17 protein-coding genes are annotated in these 18,104 nt (G+C 46.6%); 9 read left to right on the top strand and 8 right to left on the bottom strand.

The window, feature by feature from the left end:
• Nucleotides 1–4: 4 nt before the first annotated feature.
• On the bottom strand, nucleotides 5–487 hold the full coding sequence (locus C1S73_RS18920; protein WP_005450000.1) for an Lrp/AsnC family transcriptional regulator: 483 nt from the start codon (nucleotides 485–487) through the stop codon (nucleotides 5–7).
• A 121-nt stretch (nucleotides 488–608) separates the two neighbouring features.
• On the opposite strand from C1S73_RS18920, the gene C1S73_RS18925 reads away from it, so the two are divergent.
• Complete coding sequence (locus tag C1S73_RS18925; protein ID WP_038871447.1) at nucleotides 609–1,208, top strand: LysE family translocator; 600 nt, start codon at nucleotides 609–611, stop codon at nucleotides 1,206–1,208.
• A 94-nt stretch (nucleotides 1,209–1,302) separates the two neighbouring features.
• A complete protein-coding gene (locus C1S73_RS18930) occupies nucleotides 1,303–2,316 on the top strand; it encodes a zinc-dependent alcohol dehydrogenase family protein (RefSeq protein ID WP_038871445.1) in 1,014 nt (337 codons plus the stop codon).
• Nucleotides 2,317–2,402: 86 nt separating this feature from the next.
• Here C1S73_RS18930 and C1S73_RS18935 read toward each other — a convergent pair whose 3' ends face one another.
• Nucleotides 2,403–3,716 (bottom strand): 6-phospho-beta-glucosidase, encoded by a 1,314-nt coding sequence (locus C1S73_RS18935; RefSeq protein WP_038871443.1) that lies wholly within the window; start codon nucleotides 3,714–3,716, stop codon nucleotides 2,403–2,405.
• A gap of 114 nt (nucleotides 3,717–3,830) precedes the next feature.
• Between C1S73_RS18935 and C1S73_RS18940 the strand changes: the two genes are divergently transcribed.
• A complete protein-coding gene (locus C1S73_RS18940; protein ID WP_038871440.1) occupies nucleotides 3,831–4,757 on the top strand; it encodes a LysR substrate-binding domain-containing protein in 927 nt (308 codons plus the stop codon).
• 72 nt (nucleotides 4,758–4,829) lie between these two features.
• Here C1S73_RS18940 and C1S73_RS18945 read toward each other — a convergent pair whose 3' ends face one another.
• From C1S73_RS18945 to C1S73_RS18955, 3 genes are all read right to left on the bottom strand, one after another.
• Nucleotides 4,830–5,915, bottom strand: coding sequence for a methyl-accepting chemotaxis protein (locus C1S73_RS18945; protein WP_038871438.1), 1,086 nt, complete (start codon nucleotides 5,913–5,915; stop codon nucleotides 4,830–4,832).
• Nucleotides 5,916–6,106: 191 nt separating this feature from the next.
• Nucleotides 6,107–6,496 carry a VOC family protein gene (locus C1S73_RS18950; RefSeq protein WP_038871435.1) on the bottom strand — a complete coding sequence of 130 codons (390 nt, stop codon included), beginning with the start codon at nucleotides 6,494–6,496 and terminating at the stop codon, nucleotides 6,107–6,109.
• 60 nt (nucleotides 6,497–6,556) lie between these two features.
• Nucleotides 6,557–6,961, bottom strand: coding sequence for a helix-turn-helix transcriptional regulator (locus C1S73_RS18955; RefSeq protein WP_038871432.1), 405 nt, complete (start codon nucleotides 6,959–6,961; stop codon nucleotides 6,557–6,559).
• Between the two features lie 275 nt (nucleotides 6,962–7,236).
• Here C1S73_RS18955 and C1S73_RS18960 point away from each other — a divergent pair, with 275 nt between their 5' ends.
• Nucleotides 7,237–9,270 (top strand): TonB-dependent receptor plug domain-containing protein, encoded by a 2,034-nt coding sequence (locus tag C1S73_RS18960; protein WP_038871430.1) that lies wholly within the window; start codon nucleotides 7,237–7,239, stop codon nucleotides 9,268–9,270.
• Nucleotides 9,271–9,376: 106 nt separating this feature from the next.
• Here the strand turns inward: C1S73_RS18960 and C1S73_RS18965 are convergent, their stop codons facing one another.
• A complete protein-coding gene (locus C1S73_RS18965; RefSeq protein ID WP_038871427.1) occupies nucleotides 9,377–10,072 on the bottom strand; it encodes a VC0807 family protein in 696 nt (231 codons plus the stop codon).
• Between the two features lie 216 nt (nucleotides 10,073–10,288).
• Entirely contained in the window at nucleotides 10,289–11,056 is a 768-nt protein-coding gene (locus tag C1S73_RS18970) for a DeoR/GlpR family DNA-binding transcription regulator (RefSeq protein ID WP_038871425.1), read from the bottom strand.
• Between the two features lie 276 nt (nucleotides 11,057–11,332).
• Between C1S73_RS18970 and ltnD the strand changes: the two genes are divergently transcribed.
• The 5 genes from ltnD (at nucleotide 11,333) to C1S73_RS18995 (ending at nucleotide 16,529) form a co-directional block, all read left to right on the top strand.
• Nucleotides 11,333–12,241: an L-threonate dehydrogenase gene (gene ltnD, locus C1S73_RS18975; RefSeq protein WP_038871422.1), complete on the top strand. Its 909-nt coding sequence runs from the start codon at nucleotides 11,333–11,335 to the stop codon at nucleotides 12,239–12,241.
• Between the two features lie 25 nt (nucleotides 12,242–12,266).
• Nucleotides 12,267–13,523, top strand: coding sequence for a 3-oxo-tetronate kinase (gene otnK / locus C1S73_RS18980; RefSeq protein ID WP_038871420.1), 1,257 nt, complete (start codon nucleotides 12,267–12,269; stop codon nucleotides 13,521–13,523).
• An 11-nt stretch (nucleotides 13,524–13,534) separates the two neighbouring features.
• The gene (gene otnC / locus C1S73_RS18985) at nucleotides 13,535–14,182 is read left to right on the top strand and encodes a 3-oxo-tetronate 4-phosphate decarboxylase (RefSeq protein ID WP_170926983.1); all 648 of its coding nucleotides are present in this window, start codon (nucleotides 13,535–13,537) and stop codon (nucleotides 14,180–14,182) included.
• Nucleotides 14,182–14,958, top strand: a complete 777-nt coding sequence (gene otnI, locus C1S73_RS18990; RefSeq protein ID WP_038871419.1) for a 2-oxo-tetronate isomerase — start codon at nucleotides 14,182–14,184, stop codon at nucleotides 14,956–14,958. The genes otnC and otnI overlap by 1 nt, the downstream gene beginning before the upstream one ends.
• A 113-nt stretch (nucleotides 14,959–15,071) precedes the next feature.
• Complete coding sequence (locus tag C1S73_RS18995; protein WP_038871418.1) at nucleotides 15,072–16,529, top strand: GntP family permease; 1,458 nt, start codon at nucleotides 15,072–15,074, stop codon at nucleotides 16,527–16,529.
• Between the two features lie 108 nt (nucleotides 16,530–16,637).
• Here the strand turns inward: C1S73_RS18995 and C1S73_RS19000 are convergent, their stop codons facing one another.
• On the bottom strand, nucleotides 16,638–17,057 hold the full coding sequence (locus tag C1S73_RS19000) for a VOC family protein (protein ID WP_038871417.1): 420 nt from the start codon (nucleotides 17,055–17,057) through the stop codon (nucleotides 16,638–16,640).
• Nucleotides 17,058–18,104: the final 1,047 nt, after the last annotated feature.

The following is an 18,104-nucleotide window of genomic DNA, read 5'->3' on the forward strand; positions in this document are numbered from 1 at the left end:
CACACTACTCTAGCGGTAACTGGAATGTACTCTTGATTTCCTTAACTGAGACGTTGGATTGAATGGCGCTGATGCCTTTCACGCGGCGAATAGCACTGATGCGGTCAAAGTATTCGTCCAAGTCTCTCGCCACTACTTGCACCATGTAATCTGCGCTACCTGCAATGCAGTGACACATTAAGATCCAATCGGTTTCTGCGACAAAGTCTTCAAAAGGTGTGGTGTTTTCTACCTCGTGACTGCCTAGTGTCACCAGCGTAAAACCAGAGACTTGAAAGCCGAGTTTTTTGCGATTCAACTTGGCGGCGTAACCCTCAATGTAGCCTTCCTCTTCCATTTTTTTCCAGCGTCGCCAGCAGGGCGTCTCACTCAGGTTAACCGTCTCCGCGAGCTTGGAATTACTCATGCGGCCATCTTTCTGAATGTGGTCAAGAATAGCGAAATCGGTACTATCCAATTCAAAGTTGGTGGATTCTTTCTTTTTCATGGTTATTTTAGAAATAGTCTGCTCAAATTGACTTTTATCGTAGCGCAGATAGCAATTTTCTTTCTACCCAAATCGTTAGACTGTTTCACATATTCGTTGATTACTTTTTGGGAGAGAGTGCATGAGTGCTCAATTGTTGGCGGCATTTTTGTTGTTTGCCGTTTCTATTTCTTTAACGCCGGGAGCTGGCAACGTCGCGCTGTTAGGTATTTCGAGCCGATATGGGTTTTCTGCGACCGTGCCGTTTGTATTGGGCAATGCAGTCGGGGTGATCATCATGTTGGTTGGTGCAAGTGTGGGGCTTGTCAGTTTGTTTACCCTTTACCCAGATTTGTACATGGCGTTAAAGTGGATTGGCGCGGCGTACCTGCTGTATCTCGCATGGTCGATTGCTACGATGGAACTCGACAATGATTCGAATGCAAAAAAGTCCGGCTTTTTATCTGGCGTTTGGGTGCAAATTCTTAATCCGAAAAGTTGGGTTGCGTCACTGACGGTGTTCTCTCAATTTATCTCGCCAAACAATGATTACCTGACTCAGGTAGTGATCATTATCAGCGTGATGGTGGGAACTGGTGTGCTGGGGATGTTTGCTTGGGCGTACTTTGGCACCGTATTGAACCGCTTTATACAGTCACCACAAAAGGTTATATGGGTAAACCGATGCATGGGCAGCAGTCTCGCTTTAGTGGTGGTGTTTATGCTGAGTCAGCCCGTTTAAGCTCTTATCCAATTTGACGTGCGCGCTGAGAAAACGTTATATACCCGTTTCCCTATGGCGCGCCATATTCCCTGCAACAATCCTGTGGTATCCAATGAGCTTAACCAAGACCAACTCGCATAAGACAAACACTCGCGTTAATCAACTGAGCTTTGGTTCGCCAAGTGAATCGTTGGTGTTGGAGCATGTTGAGCTAGAGCCACTGGCTTTGGGTAAAGTTCGTGTGCAAATCGAAGCCACAAACATTAATCCAAGTGACCGATTGTCGATTCAGGGAGTAGGGCAGTATCGTCGTACCCATGTACCGCCGCGAGTCCCAGGGTTTGAAGCGGTTGGACGTGTGGTTGAGATAAACGATCCGCATCAAACCGAATTTCACATGGGGCAAAAGGTGCTGGTGGCACAAAGCGGGACTTGGCAAAGCTATGTCGATGCGCATGCGGAGAATGTCTTTGCAGTGCCGGAAGAGCTTGAGAATGGCTACGCGTGCCAGTTGTATATCAATGCCCTGACGGCTTGGGTGATCACCACTCACGTTGCCAAGTTGGGCCAAGAGGGTGTGGTGATCATCAACGCGGGCAATTCTGCGATTGGTAAGATCTTCGCTCAGTTATCGCACTCACTTGGATTTACTTTAGTTGCGATAAGCTCCGCGCCAGAGCGTTATCCATACGATTCCAATGCAGTGCTAGATTGTAAGCAAGATCTGCAATCTCAAATCGATGTCCGAGACCTGCCTCAACCCAATGTCGCATTCGATGCCATTGGCGGCAAGTTTGGCACCGAACTAATCCAAGTTCTGCTTAGTTCGGGAACGTATATTAATTATGGAACGCTTTCTCTCACCCCTTATGAGCCTGCTTTCTTCGCTTGTATGAAGCAGAACAATATCGACTTCAATACGTTCTTTTTGCGCTACTGGGAAGAGTCGGTTGGTAAGACCGTTCGCAAACAAGTCTTTGCCGAGATGCTAGAACATTTTGTGGAACATCAGATACAACTCGATGTGGATTGCTACCTTCCGTTGGAACAGTTCCAGCGCGCCTTCGAGCTGATAGAAGATGAGTCGGTCACGCTGCAAGGCAAAATCATTCTGACCATGCAGTGACGATATTCAAGCTCCTTAAGGCTGTTGGGTAAATTGAAGAATAAAAAAGGATGGCATTCACCATCCCTTTCGCGTTCTCGTTAGGATTAACGGAACTGTGGCATGTAGTCGAGGTTGGCTTCAATCGTCTCTTCTAGAGCCTTTTCTAGAATCGTCCCGGTGGTTACTAACGGGTTTAAAATCAATGCTCGATGCGCGGCATTGCGGTCGCCTGTGACAGCCGCTTCTACCGTGAGTGATTCAAAGTCTTTCATCAATTGGATCAAGCGCAGCGTATCGCTTGGGAATGGCGCGACGTTTAAAGCCACAGGTCCCGATTTTGTGATCATGCAGCTGACTTCCACCGCGCAATCGTCAGGTAAACCTGCAATGGCACCGTTGTTACGGGTGTTTACGTGCATGATGGTGCGCTTATCGTTGTAGATAGAGCTCATCAGCTCGCAGGCAGCTTCTGAGTAGTATTGACCCCCACGCTTTTCGAGCTCTTTTGGTTTTTCGTTGAGCTCTGGATTGCGGTAGATATCGAACAGTCGTTTCTCCATGGCTTTGACCACCTCACCGCGAGTACCTTCGCCGTTCGCTTCTTCAATCTCTTGGCTCATGATGTCTTCGCTGGTGTAGTAATAGCGCAGGTAAGCACACGGGATCATCCCCATATTACGCAGCAACTCTTGTGGCCAGTCGAATGGAGGAATATTTTGCGGCACCAAAGGATCGTTGCCGGATAGGATCTCTTCGACCACTTCTTGCAGTTTGTCACGACCTTCGTGCAGGATCTGGCGTGCCCAGATAAAGTGGTTCAAACCCGCAACTTGCAGTACAAATTCTGGCTCGTTAGCACCGAGCATTTGGGCGATGCCTTTTTGCATGATCACTGGCACGTTACATAAACCGACCGCTTTCACTTTGGTGTGTTTGAGAATCGCTTCTGTCACCATGCCTGATGGGTTGGTAAAGTTTAGCAACCAAGCATCTGGACACAACACTTCCATCTCTTTACAGATTTCCAGCGCGATAGGAATAGTACGACAGGCATTGGCAAAACCGCCTAACCCATTGGTCTCCTGACCGATCATGCCGTACTTCAGTGAGATACGTTCATCACGGATTCGACCTTCCAAGCAGCCAGCGCGAAATTGAGAACATACAAAGTCTGCGTCTTTCAAAGCAGGTTTGCGATCCAAGGTGACGTGCACATCAATATGCGACATGTCGTTTTTAGCCAACATGCGACGTGTTAAATCGCCAATGATGCTGACTTTCTCTGCGCCATCTTCAATATCAACCAACCACAGTTCGCCGATTGGCAGTTCATGATTTCGTTTGATCAGACCTTCGATGAGCTCTGGTGTGTAGCTAGAGCCTGCGCCAATGATGGTAATTTTAAGATTCTTTTTCATCGTGATGTTCTCGTTATGGATAAGACAGTTTGATTAAAAAGCATCCTGATGAGCTTCACAAACCAAACAAATCTTGCTATGGATTAGTACAGCTAATTTATAGAGAGTCGAGTGATGGACAGAAAGCAGCAGATGCTCTCCAATATGTACACTTTTGCGATTGCAGGTAAGTTTCTTAGCTTTACCAAAGCAGCGGAAGAGCTATTCATTACCCAAGGGGCGGTGAGTCAGCGAATCAAATCGTTAGAAGAGCAACTGGGCTTCAGTTTGTTTGTGCGCATGACGAGACGATTAGAACTGACCAAAGAAGGTGAGCGATTACTGCATGCATTAAACCAATCGTTCGACGTTATTTTCTCTGAGCTCGAAGACATCAAGTTCAATGAACTGCGTGGTGAATTATATATTGGAGCAGCGCCGACGTTCGCCCAGAGTTGGCTTTTGCCAAGGTTGCCAGATTTCCAACGTTTGTATCCGCATCTCAATATAAAACTGAGGGTGAAAGCGAGCCGTTTGGACTTTCAGCATGAGCCCGTCGATATCGCGATTTACTACAGCGATAGCGAACATCCGGGCTTTTACCATCAGCGTTTATTTGATGAAGTGCTGTTGCCGGTTTGTAGCCCCAAATACTTTAACGACCATTTTACTGAGCCAGCGCCATTGCTTGAGCAGTTGGCCGGCGTGACTTTTATTCATTGCTCTGAATCATTAGAGGCGAGTGAACCCAATCAAGAATGGGCGATGTGGCTGGACAAACAATCTAACTCGCTACTCAACACACTTAACGTGATGGACAGAACTTACTTGTTTAATCACGCCGATATGGCAATGACAGCGGCTAAGAACGGAATGGGGTTGGGAGTCGCTCGTGAATCGTTAGTGAAAAGCAGCCTAGAAAACGGTGAACTAGTGGCACCTTTTGAGCGCGTAAGTGCAGAGCGAGGCTACGATTTGATTTGTTTAAACGGTCAGCAACACAGACCAAAGAATGCTGCATTTATTGAATGGCTTGAGACGCAATTACCAAAGAATGAATAGGGGATGATAGGGTAGGTAAGCTTAACTTCCTCCCTTTACTCGATGAGAAGGGAGGAAGAATAAGTCTTGAAATTAACTCGCGATAATCTCATCCATCAAGCGGTCTATTTGAACGACTACTTGTTCGCTGGCATCTTCCATCGCGTTAATTGCGGTCACCATGCCAGCCATGTTGCCAGATTTGGCTTGGCTCATCGCTTCACGTCCGCTGTCATGCACGCCTTTGTGTGGTTCTTCAAGTAACGCATAGCTTCTTAGGTGGCTATACGCTTTACCGTCACCTCGATAGTACCATTGGCCTAGCCTGCATTCTGAATGGCTATTAACGGTTTCTCCAAACGAGCCTTTTTGCAGTAAGCGATAGATGTTGTTCTTCCAAATTGCGTGGTCGAGCTTGACGGTATCCAAGAAAGCGCGTGTGGAAGCAATATGGATCACTTGCTGCATGTGCTCTGATTTCACGACGACTTCGTTCACGATAGAGCCAATCTGTGCTGAAGATGCTGAAACTTCTTCTGCACACGTTTGGTTTTCATCAATCGAGCTTTTAATTGCATTTACTTGCGTGAGTACTTGATTCACAAGCGAGTCAATCTGTTCACTGGCTTCACTCGCTTTGCCCGCAAGGTTTCTTACCTCGTCGGCTACCACCGCAAATCCGCGTCCTGCTTCACCGGCTCGTGCGGCCTCAATAGCGGCATTTAGAGCAAGCAAGTTGGTTTGGTCAGAAATTTCTTGAATAGTAGATACAAGGAGGGAAATAGAAGTGGCGGTTTTATCTAATATTTGAACTGATTCAATGCTTTGAGAAGCTTGAGTACTGATCTTCACTGCTCGGTTGTCCAGACGAGCGAGAGCTTGGTGTGTTTGCTTAAACATCTCATCTAGTTGTTGCAGTTCTTGGTTCTCGTGCGCCATAGATTGCGCACTCTCCACCATCTCAGTTCGAATGGTTTGGAGCATGTCTCCACCTTTCAAACTGCTCGACATCAACTCATCGCTATTGTGGTGTTCTTGCTGAGCGGAGCGAACAAGTTGTTGCGTCTCTTGGAGCTGATTTTCCAGAGCAGCAATGTCAGTTTGGTACTTTTGTTTGAGGTCTGCTAACTCTTGCTTTAGCGCCTCATTGTCGGCTTTGATTCGTTTTAATCCAAACATAAGTTTTATAAATGTAACATGATGTTAAAAATTGCATGCTAATCGAGTTGAGTATCGAATACACGATCACATTCATATATTTGCTTAGCCGAATCACACTTTTTCAGTAAGGTTTATTTAAACAACAAAAGCCAAGGTCAAACGATGTTGAGCTTGGCTTCTCTGTTAAAAAACGGCACGAATTTAAGCCGTTATAATTCCTGCATAAGTTGAATGTAATTCCCACAGGTATCATCGAGTACGGCAATCATTACAGGGCCAGCTTCTCTTGGCTCTATAGAGAAAGCCACGCCGAGTTCAGAGAGTCTCACGTATTCTTTCTGCAGATCATCGACCGCAAAGGAAGTCCAAGGAATCCCCGCTTCTTTGAGAGCATTTTGGTACACTTTTGCTGGTCCAAACGCCATCGGTTCTAACAACAATTCAACCCCAGATTGTTCAATCGGAGAAACCACTGTTAACCATTTATGTTCACCGATAGGTACTTCGGTTTTTTTGATGAAGCCAAGAACATTGGTGTAGAAATCGAGGGCTTTGTCCTGATCGTCCACAGGTACGCTGGTTAGGGAAATTCTAATCACGGGTATTTACCTTCGTTGAGTTTGGATGAGGAAAAGATACTGAAAGTGAGGCTCAAAAACTTATTCTAGATTGCTTTTCTGCATTTTTTGAAACGCTTTGGGTGAGTAACCAGTGCTCTTTCTAAAGACACTCGAAAACGTGGTTAAGCTCTCATAGCCAACCTGAAAACAAGTATCCGTGATCGAGTGACCTTCCTTGAGCAACGCTTTGGCTTTCTTAATCCGCATATCCCTCAAATAGCTTCGTGGCGTCACGCCATACATCTGTTTGAAAATCCGCACATAATGAAAGCGCGACATAAAGGCGGCTTTGGCTAAGTGGTTTAATTCGATGTTTTCCGAGTGATGCTTTTCCATAAACGCTTTGGACTGTCTGATCAGGAGAAACTGCTTTGGGCTCAACGGCATCTCGCGGTATACGCGGTCAATTTCTTGTTCATAGAAGGTCTTTGGGCGAGATGACATCGTATTTCCACATTTTGAAAGCATCGTATTGAGTCTAACATTGCTTCGGCAAGATTGAACAAACGAGTGAGTTAAGTGCTCGACCTTGCGCGAAATACCTTTCATACCTCATCCCAACCTTCTTCCTAAATGTGGATTATTTGGTGGTGATGTGCTCGATCTGATTAAAAATAAATCGCTCATTAACGTAAAGAATGTAAATGAGATTAATTATCATTAAGCTCGTGTATTATGCTGCGCTCCCTCGTTATTGTTTATAAAATATAAGTAGTATTATGAAATTGAAGTCACTTTCCGCAGCCATCACCTTTGCGATTGCCTCTTTTGCTGCTCACGCTTCTGACGAAAACATCGTCGTTGTCGGTTCTGCTCTTGATCAACTTGTTCAAACTGAAATCAACTCAGAGACATTAGAACAAAAACAAGCGTCTGATATTAAAGACATACTGAACACCATGCCGAGTGTAACGGTTGACGGTAACGCACGTTACTCGCGTAAGGTTTACATTCGCGGTATGGAAGACAAATACTCGGTTGTCACCATTGACGGCGCACGCCAAGAAGGTCAGTTATTCCACCACTCTGGCGATCAGACCTTTGACCCAGCCATGCTTAAATCTGCTGAAATCACCCTAGGCGGTAACTCTGTACTGTCGGGAGCGGGCGCAATTAACGGCTCATTCAGCTACGAAACGAAAGATCCCAGTGACCTCCTTGCAGAAGACGAAAGCATCGGTGCTCGCGTTAAAACGGGGTATCAAACGGCTTACGAACGCTTCACGACGAACGTTGCGGTTTACGCGAAACTGAACGATGAGCTCCAACTGATGGGTATTGCGAACTACTCAGATGACGGTGAGTTGTACATTCCGGGTAAAGATGATGTGACTTCTAAGCAAGGTAAGCTGAAGTCTGGCTTGGTGAAAGTGGTGTTCGTACCAAACGACGCGAACGAGTTCAAACTGTCTTACGACACGTACCAAGACGGTGGTAAACGTCAGCTATCGGGTGAGAAAGCGGGTGCACTGTATGCACATGATGAGCACAACTACCACTCGATTAACCGAGATACTGTGACGTTCATGCATCGCTATGACAATGGCAGTGACTTGGTGAACCTAAAGACGAACCTATACTACAACCGTCAGTACATGGATCGTGATGCGCTAACTGAAGAGTATGGCGATTGGAATCAAGTGAATGGCGCTTGGGAATTCACCAAAGACGGTGACCTATCAATTCCTTCTCGTGAGTACAACGTGACGACAATTGGTGGTGATATCCGCAACATCTCTTGGGTTGGCGAGCATGAGTTGACTTACGGCTTCGAGGGTTACAAATCAGAGCAGTGGGTTGATTCTGGCCTTGGTCACTACACGTCGGGCTCGAAACTCGGTGAGACGAAGAACTACGACATCGACGGCGGTACAGTAACGGCTTACGGCATCTACGCTCAAGACGCATTCGAGATAAATGACTTCCGTTTTGTTACCGGTCTTCGTTATGACGTGCATGAGCTAGGTGGTGTATTTAAAGGTAAATACGATCAGTTGTCACCTAAGTTCCAAGGTGAATACCAAACTACAGATAACCTAAGACTGCGTGTTGGTTACGGTCGTCTATTCAAAGGCGCTTCACTACCTGAAACACTGACTATGAAAGCGGCGGCTGACGTAACTCAGGCAGACACCAAAGCCATGACAGGTAACAACTACGAAGCGGGTTTCGATTACGACATGTCTGGTTTGCTAGTGGCGGATAATGCGATTCTTGGCTTCACTGCATACCAGTACGATCTGGATAACCAAATGCACCCGACCAAGAACAACAGAACCTTGGCTAACCAAAATGATGTAGAAGTTTGGGGTGTAGAAACCGTATTTACTTACAGCATTGAAGATTTTGACCTGTACGCAAACCACTCATACTCTGATGGTGAGCAAACCAGTCTAGAAAGCGGCAAGACGAGCCACATGAACAAGACGGGTATTCACAATATCAAGGCGGGCTTTAAGTACGACGTAACCAGTGAAGTGGTGTTCGGTTGGGATTCACGCTTCGTTCCGGGTAACGACTACACAGACGAAGATGGCGAGAAAGTTGAACGCCCTGGTTTCGCAACTCATAACCTATGGGCAGTGTACGTACCAGACTTTGCGAAAGACCTGTCAGTTAACCTAGCGGTCGACAACGTGTTCAACAAGCTATACTCAGAGCACACAGGTTTTGGTATCTCTTGGGGTTCAGTGAAATACACCAGCTACGAAGTGGGTCGTAACTTTAAAGCGTCTGTGGCTTACAGCTTCTAATCACGCTTAACTAAATCACTCCAAAAAAAAAACAAAACCCCGATAATTGGTGATCAACTATCGGGGTTCTTTTTATCTCACTTTGCCTATCAAGGTGGAACGAGCATTATTTGGTATGAAAAATCTGCTCAGTCTCTAGCGACGTCATTGCACGAACTTGGCGCCAGATGTAGTAGAAAATACCAAACATCATCAACATGCTCGGAATCGCAATCATTGGGTAGCTGTACAGCGTTAGTTTACCCAACTCTTCATTGAACGCTGCTGTACCTGCTGGGCTGGTTACAATCCACGTTGCTAAGAAATAGTTCATTGCTGATGAGAATGCGAATGTGCTGGCGAACAGGTAGTTTGAAGACATCAAGCAGCGCTCGAACGCTTGAGTTTTTCCGTTTTGTACCAAACGCTCGTTAATCAGCGGTAGGTTCAAAATCGTGTCATTCAACAGCATCTTCTGCATAAGCGGGTAGCGAGTGAAGGTTGAGCCCAACACAGCAAGACCAATCAAACCTGGGATTAAGGCTTCTTTCAATGCCAACCAGCGCGTGTCTAGTTCTAACAAACCGATACCGCCGGTTAATAGCACGCTGATAAAACCAAGTGCAGAGATGAAGTTAAACTTCTTGTTGCGGATAAGATCCATGCCGCCGTACACCAAAGGGAACATCAAAGCGACAACCAGTGCCAATGCTGTACCTAGGTGCTCTTCACCACTGAACTTCATCAAAATGAATGAAGGAATGATGACGTTAAACAGGATCTCGAATAATGGATTCGACTTTTTCGCCGTCGTGTTACTCATAATTTTACTGACTCTACTATGTCGGCTGAATTTTACTTTGAGGGAAGTGTTCTACTCCTTGCGCCAGATGTAAAGCCTTAAAGCCCCGAGTTGTGTAACGACTTATGAAATGAACAGTGAATGAGCTCTAATTGAACATGGTTTATGGTGTGTGTTGGGTAGGTCGATAGAGCCTACCTAAATCTGATAGGCCCTGTCATTTCTTGTATTTGAGGCTTACTGATGCGCTTCTTTGATAACACTTAACCCTTTATCCATCAGCTCTTGTGTTACTACGTCAGACAGATTGGAATCGGTAATGATGCCGCCTAATTGCTCGATATTTAATGCACGAAAGCTGGCAATTTGGCCGTATTTGGTGGAGTCAGAAACAAGGTAGTTGGTTTGTGCCGCTTTGACGATGGCCTTTTTCACAAGGACTTTGTTTTCGTTTGGTGTTGATAAGCCTTTTAAGCTCCAAGAAGATGTTGAGATAAAGGCAATATCAATGTTTAAGCCGTTCAAGAACTCAGCAACTTTTCCTCCAACAGTGGATTGGTTCTCACGATCAATTTTGCCCCCTGTATGGTAAAGCTCACATTGACTGTGCGTCATTAGGAAAGCGGCGATAGAAAAGTCATTGGTGATCACTAATAGATCGTCACGATCCGCTATTTGATGGGCGATCTCTAGAGAAGTAGTTCCCGCATCCAAGTAAATCGTAGCGTCTTTGCCAATTAACGTGGCTGCAAGTTTGCCGATTTGAACCTTCTCATCCGCTTGTTGCTCGACTTTAGCGTCATGGGAAAGCTCAGAATGTAAAGCCTGAGCCAGTTGCACTCCACCAGAAACAGAAACGACTTTACCTGAGGATTCCAGTTTCACGATGTCACGGCGAATGGTCATATGTGATACGCCAAGGTGGTCGGTTAAATCTGAAATGCTTAACACTTCTTGGTGTGATAACAGGGACAAGATGGTTCTTTGACGTTCTGCTGGGATCATAATTTCACTTCTATATTCTTGTTTTTCAGTATCCTACCAACCTTTTCGCTTTTTGTGAATATCTGTGAATATATGTTCTCAACCTAATAAGCCTTGCCCTCCCTTGTGTTAACTGATCAGGTTATCTCTGCCCATAAAGGGGTAAATATCACAGCGTTGTTAATTTGTGTGAAAAAATGTGATTCAAAGCGAAGTCTTGGGTTTGTGCTTCACATATAATCACACCAACTAAACAAGAATTAACAAAATTCAATTTACCAAGAAGGTGTTGTTGTTATGAGCGAAGTTCAATCTGTCGGTGTTATCGGTTTAGGCTCTATGGGAATGGGCGCGGCGAAGTCATGTGTGCGTGCGGGCCTTGATGTATATGGTTTCGACCTGAATCCTATTGCTTTAGAAGAGCTAGGTGCATTTGGCGCGAAAGCCGTTTCTACCAATGCAGTCGAGTTTGCCGATCAACTTGATTCTGTGTTGGTTTTGGTTGTGAATGCGGCGCAAGTTAACACCGTATTGTTCAAAACAGGTCTTGCGGCTGCGCTCAAGCCCAATACGCCTGTCATGGTATCAGCAACTATCTCGGCAGAAGACGCCAAGCAAATTGAAGCCAAATTGGCTGAGAACGATCTTGTGATGCTTGATGCTCCAGTGTCTGGCGGCGCAGTAAAAGCAGAAGCTGGCGAGATGACTATTATGGCGTCGGGTGCACAAAGCACCTTTGATGCGCTGGAGCCTGTATTGAGCGCAACAGCTGCCAAGGTATACAACATTGGTGAAGCTGTAGGCCTTGGTGCGACAGTGAAAATCATTCACCAACTGCTTGCGGGTGTTCACATTGCAGCAGGTGCAGAAGCGATGGCGCTTGCCGCTCGTGCAAACATTCCATTGGATTTGATGTACGACGTGGTGACTAATGCCGCGGGTAATTCTTGGATGTTTGAGAACCGCATGAAGCATGTCGTCGACGGTGACTACTCACCGAAATCAATGGTCGATATCTTCGTTAAAGACCTAAACCTCGTGTCAGATACCGCGAAAGACCTGAAATTCCCTCTACCACTTTCCAGTGCCGCTCTAAACATGTTTGTAAGCGCAAGCAATGCTGGTTTTGGTCAGGAAGACGATAGTGCCGTTATCAAAATCTTTAACGGCATTGAGCTTCCTGGTGTGGAAAGCAAAGACATATAAGCGCAAGTAAAGTGGAGAAGTAATTATGTTATTAGGTGTTATTGCAGACGACTTTACTGGCGCGACTGATATTGCCGGATTCCTTGTAGAAAATGGCATGCGCACCGTGCAGCTTAACGGCATTCCGAAGCAACAGGTTGATATCAATGCCGACGCGGTTGTGATCAGTCTTAAGTCTCGTTCTTGCCCTGTCGATGAAGCAATCGACGATTCGGTGGCAGCGCTAAAATGGCTACAAGCCAATGGCTGTCAGCAGTTCTATTTCAAATACTGTTCAACTTTCGACAGCACCGCTGAAGGCAATATTGGTCCTGTTACTGACGCGTTGCTAGCCGAGTTAAATGAAGATTTCACCATTGTTTGTCCTGCGTTGCCGGTTAATGGCCGCACGGTTTACAACGGCCACCTGTTTGTTTTCCAAGACCTGCTCAGTGATTCTGGTATGCGTAACCACCCAGTGACGCCAATGACAGATTCTAGCTTGATTCGCATGATGGATGCGCAGTCACAAGGCTCATCTGGTTTGGTGAATTTCCAAGTGATTGAGCAAGGCTCCCAAGCGGTGTCTGAGCGATTTGAATCCCTTAAACAACAAGGTGTTCGTTATGCCGTTGTTGATGCATTCAATGCCGATCATCTAGTGACGCTCGGTCAGGCAGCGAAATCTCTTAAGCTGGTTACCGGTGGTTCTGGTCTAGCGGCGGGGATTGCTAAGAACTGGGCAGAACATCTGGCCGATCAAAGTGATGCTAAGAAAGCGGGCAATCCAACCACGGCGCCGACGGTGGTGTTCTCTGGCTCATGCTCTGTGATGACCAATCAACAAGTCGCCGTTTACAAACAACAAGCACCGCACTTCGCGATTGATGTGAAAGCCTGCCTTACCGATGAAGCGTACTCAAATCACGTGTTTGATTGGGTGATGACCAATATCGACAGTGAATTTGCTCCGCTGGTTTACGCAACCGCAGAGGCAACGGCTCTAAAAGTCATTCAAGAAGAGTTTGGCGCACAAGCCTCAAGCCATGCTGTTGAGCAATTCTTCAGTAAATTGGCTATCAAACTGCAGCAACACGGTGTGAAGAACTTCATCGTTGCTGGTGGTGAAACATCTGGCGTTGTTACGCAAAGCCTCGCGGTAACAGGGTTCCATATCGGCCCTCAAATTGCGCCGGGCGTGCCTTGGGTGAAATCCGTTGATGGCGAACTTTCACTGGCGCTGAAATCTGGCAACTTTGGTGATGAGCATTTCTTTACTAAAGCTCAGTCGCTTTTTGAATAACAGGAGTTGTGATGAATAAAGACTTAATGACAGAGCAGCAACTGCGAGATCAAATGGTGACCATGGCTCGCTCTATGTTTGAGCGCGGCTACGCGACGGGCGGTGCTGGTAACTTGTCTGTGAAATTACCGAATGGCCATTTTTTGGCAACGCCGACAGGCTCCTCGTTTGGGCGCTTAGTGGCAGAGGAGCTGTCTGTGGTGGATATCGATGGCAACCATATTTCGGGTAAAAAACCGTCGAAAGAAGTGGCATTTCACTTAGCCATTTACCGCAATAATTCGCAATGCAATGCCATCGTGCATTTGCATTCAACTTACCTAACGGCGTTGTCCTGCCTTGAAGAGTTAGACCGCACCAATGCCATCAAAGCATTCACACCTTACTTTGTGATGCGTATTGGTGAGCTACCAGTGATCCCTTACCTGCGTCCGGGGGATCCACAAATCGCAGAAGAACTCGCACAACGTGCTGGTGACTATCGTGCTTTCTTACTGGCTAACCATGGTCCGGTCATTACAGGCACAGACTTTGAAGATGCAGTAGACAACGCTGAAGAGCTGGAAGAAACCGCAAAATTAGCGTTCATTCTTAAAGACAGCAACATTCGTTACCTAACGGATGCCGAGGTTCAAGACCTAAAAGGGAGAGGTAAATAATGGCTAAGTTCGCAGCAAACCTAACCATGTTATTCACAGAAGTGCCGTTTTTAGAGCGTTTTGAGAAAGCGCATCAAGCGGGATTCAAAGCGGTAGAGTACCTCTTCCCATACGCATTCGAGGCGCAAGAGCTGGCCAACAAGATGGAACAGTTCGGATTTGAACAAGCGCTTTTCAATATGCCTCCGGGTGATTGGGATGCTGGCGAACGTGGCTTCGCCGCGATTCCGGGCCGTGAGGATGAGTTTAAGGCGAGCGTTGAGACGGCACTGATGTACGCCAAGGCACTGAAGTGTAAAAAGGTTCACGCTATGTCTGGCATTGTTGATTCACGCTTCACTCGTGATCAGCATATTGAAACCTTCATCTCAAACATTCGTTATGCAGCGGATAAGTTTGCCGAGCAAGGTGTTGAGCTGATGATTGAGCCACTCAACAATCGCGACGTGCCGAACTACTTTGTCGCCCATCAACGCGAAGCGGTCGAGCTGATTAAGCAAGTGGATCGTCCAAACGTCAAACTGCAACTCGACCTTTACCACGCTCAAATTATGGATGGCGACTTAAGCACATTAATCCGTGAAGTCGCTCCTTACACCGGCCACATTCAAATCGCCTCAGTGCCTGAAAGACACGAACCGTCAGAAGGTGAGTTGAACTACCCACACCTGTTCAACGTGTTGGATGACTCAGGTTATCAAGGCTGGATCGGCTGCGAATACAACCCAAGACACAGCACAGAAGAAGGTCTTGGTTGGGTTCACCCTTACCTCTAATAAAAATACTTATAACAATTTCAGTTGCTTGCGCAACAACGTGTACTAGGTGATGAGAGCTCATCGCCTAGCTGCACGCACCCTACAGAGTCAGAAATAAAAGGAACATAAAAATGGATGGAGCATTAATCGGCATTGTCATCGGTATTCTTGCCATGATGGGAATGATCATAAAAACACGTATTCCTGTCGCATTGGCAATGGTTATTGCGAGCATCATCATGGGTCTATTTGCAGGCATGGCGCCAACAGAACTCATTGATGCTATTAAAGCGGGCTTCGGCGGCGTGCTAGGCGGAATCGGTTTGATCATTGCCTTCGGTGTCATCATGGGCGCGTGTTTTGAACGTTCTGGTGCTGCTGTCCGCATGGCGAAAACCTTCGTTAAGATCTGTGGTAAAGGCCGTGAAGATCTAGCACTTGGGTTCACTGGTGTGCTGGTGGCAATTCCAGTTTTTTGTGACTCTGCGTACATCATTTTGCACTCTCTTGTTCGCGCAATTTCACGAGATACGGGTAAATCTGCCGTTGGTCTTGGTGTGACGCTCGCACTTGGTCTGCTTATCACTCACGCACTTGTGCCGCCAACACCGGGTCCTGTTGCGGTAGCCGGTATTCTTGGTGTCGACCTAGGTGAGTACATGCTGTGGGGGCTAATGGTGTCTGTACCTATGATGCTGCTCTCGATGATTTACATCCGCCGTGTGGGTAATGAATACTACCGCGTACCTAACGGCGATGGCTGGATCACAAACCAAGCGGATTGGGCAAACTTAGAAAAAGTAGAAGCAACGGACGACAAAGAGCTGCCAAGTAACTTCCTTTCTTTTGGTCCAATTCTTGTTCCGATTGCACTTATCCTTATCAACACTTTAGTTGGTTCAGGAGACACATTCCTTCATACAGCGCTGTCGCTGCTTGGTAACCCAGTTGTTGCTGTAGGCCTTGGTGTATTAATGGCGTTGTACGGTCTTACTCGCAATATCGAACGTAAAGACATGGTTGGCTCGATGGATGATGCGCTATCAACAACAGGTCTTATCTTAGTGGTAACGGGCTGTGGTGGCGCAATGGGCGCTGTACTTAAAGCGTCTGGCGCTGGTCCACAAGTGGCAGAAGCTATCGCTAGCAGTGGTATCCCACCACTACTTGTGCCATTGGCTATCGCGTCTATGCTTCGATTGATTCAAGGCTCGGCTACAGCATCGATGATGGTTGCTGCGACAATGACGTTACCTCTAGTCGAAACATTAGGTCTGGATCCTGTATTCGTGGCATTGGCGTGTGCGGTTGGCCCGGTTGGTTTCTCACACCTTAATGACTCTTACTTCCACATCATCAACCGCACGCTAGGTATTACAGAGTTGGCAGACCAAATTAAAATCTGGTCAGTATCGTCAACAGTGGCGTGGGCGATTGGTGCATCGATCATCATGGCGCTAAACCTAGTCTTTGGTAAGGGTGGCACGCTCATCGACCCACTGGTACCAATCTTAGTGCTTGCGGCCGTCATCGTTTGGATGAAGTCAAAAAGCAATAAGGCAGCGAAGCCTGAATTAGCCGCTAGCTAATCACTCGCTCAAGGTAAAATGTTCAAAGCCCCTAGCTGAAAAGTTAGGGGCTTTTGGGTATCTAAGACGCTGCTCTTTCTTGATAAAAGAGAGATAAAGGTTAAGCTCTTAATTCGTCGAGTTACGCAATTTTGGGTCATCCGTCAGGTATTCTACAAACTCGATTTCAAAACCGGCAGGGTCAACAAAATAGACGTTCTTTCGGTATGGCTCATCCGCGCCGGATTGGGCGATTGGGTAGCCCGCTTCAACCAGTCTTTTTATCACAGCGTCAACGTTGTTGGTCACATAAGCGAAATGCGCCAACCCAACTTGATGACCATCTAAATCGCGATTGTTGCCTTCGCCGTGGTCACTCAACGCAATGTATTGGTACTCATCGCCAAAGTGCAGCCAGTTTCTGTGCTTGCCGCTCCATGTTCCTTCCCCCTCATCACGCACATACCAATGCGGAAAGGCCGCTTGGTAAAACTTCAGCATTTCAGGGATGTCTTTTACCACTAAGTTCACGTGTTCTAGCTGGATCATGGTGTGCTCCTTTTTGTCATTTTCTAGCCAACGGTGAACATGCTAAAACCTCAAGTTAAGTTTAGGTAAAGGGCTTTTTTGGAATTTTTTATATGAGCTTCTTGAAGCTTTATAGAAGGGGAGGTTAGGTGGGGTTGGTGGTTTGAAGCTGAATGTTGGGTTATGCGCTTGCAACCCCCTCCAACTCCCCCTTTTCTCGACCTGATTTGCCAAGCATTTGAATGCGGCTATCAAGGGGGAGGGTTTTCTTTTCTGCTTTTAGTTCAGCGCGTTGTGATGCTGACAGTGTGAGTTGAATTATCTGCGAGTGTAGGACCAGTCCCTCCCCTTTGAACTCGGTGTGTTGAGATCTTCGGAGTTTGATACAAGGGGAGGTTAGGTGGGGTTGGTGGTTTGAGGTTGAATGTTGGGTTATGTGCTTGTCCCCCCAACTCCCCCTTTTCTCAACTTGGTTTGCCAAGCATTTGAATATGGTTGTCAAGGGAGAGGGCTGTTCTTTATTGCGGTGAGTTCAGTGCTTTCCCACCGTCATTCTGAAGGAGCCTAAGCGAGTATTCAGAATCTATTTTCAGTGCGTTGCTGTGTTGTAGTGTGAATTGAATTATCCGCGAGTGCAGAACCAGTCCCTCCCCTTTGAACTCGGAGTGTTGAGAGCTTTAGAGTTTGATACAAGGGGAGGTTAGGTGGGGTTGGTGGTTTGAGGTTGAATGTTGGGTAAGGTGCTTGCAACCCCCTCCAACTCCCCCTTTTCTCGACATGGTTTGCCCAGCTTTGAATTTGGTTATCAAGGGGGAGGGTTATTCTTTGCTGCTGTGAGAACAGTGCTTTCCCAGCGTCATTCTGAAGCAGCCTAAGCGATTATTCAGGATCTGTTTTCAGCGCGTTGTGATGCTAACAGTGTGAATTAAATTATCCGTGAATGCAGAACTCATTCCTCCCCTTTGAGCTCGTTGCTTTGAGAGTTTCGGAGTTTGATATAAGGGGAGGTTAGGTGGGGTTGCTGGTTTGAGACTTAATGTTGGGGGTATGTGCTTGCAACCCCCTCCA

This window comes from Vibrio jasicida 090810c, assembly GCF_002887615.1.
GTDB classification, from domain to species: domain Bacteria; phylum Pseudomonadota; class Gammaproteobacteria; order Enterobacterales; family Vibrionaceae; genus Vibrio; species Vibrio jasicida.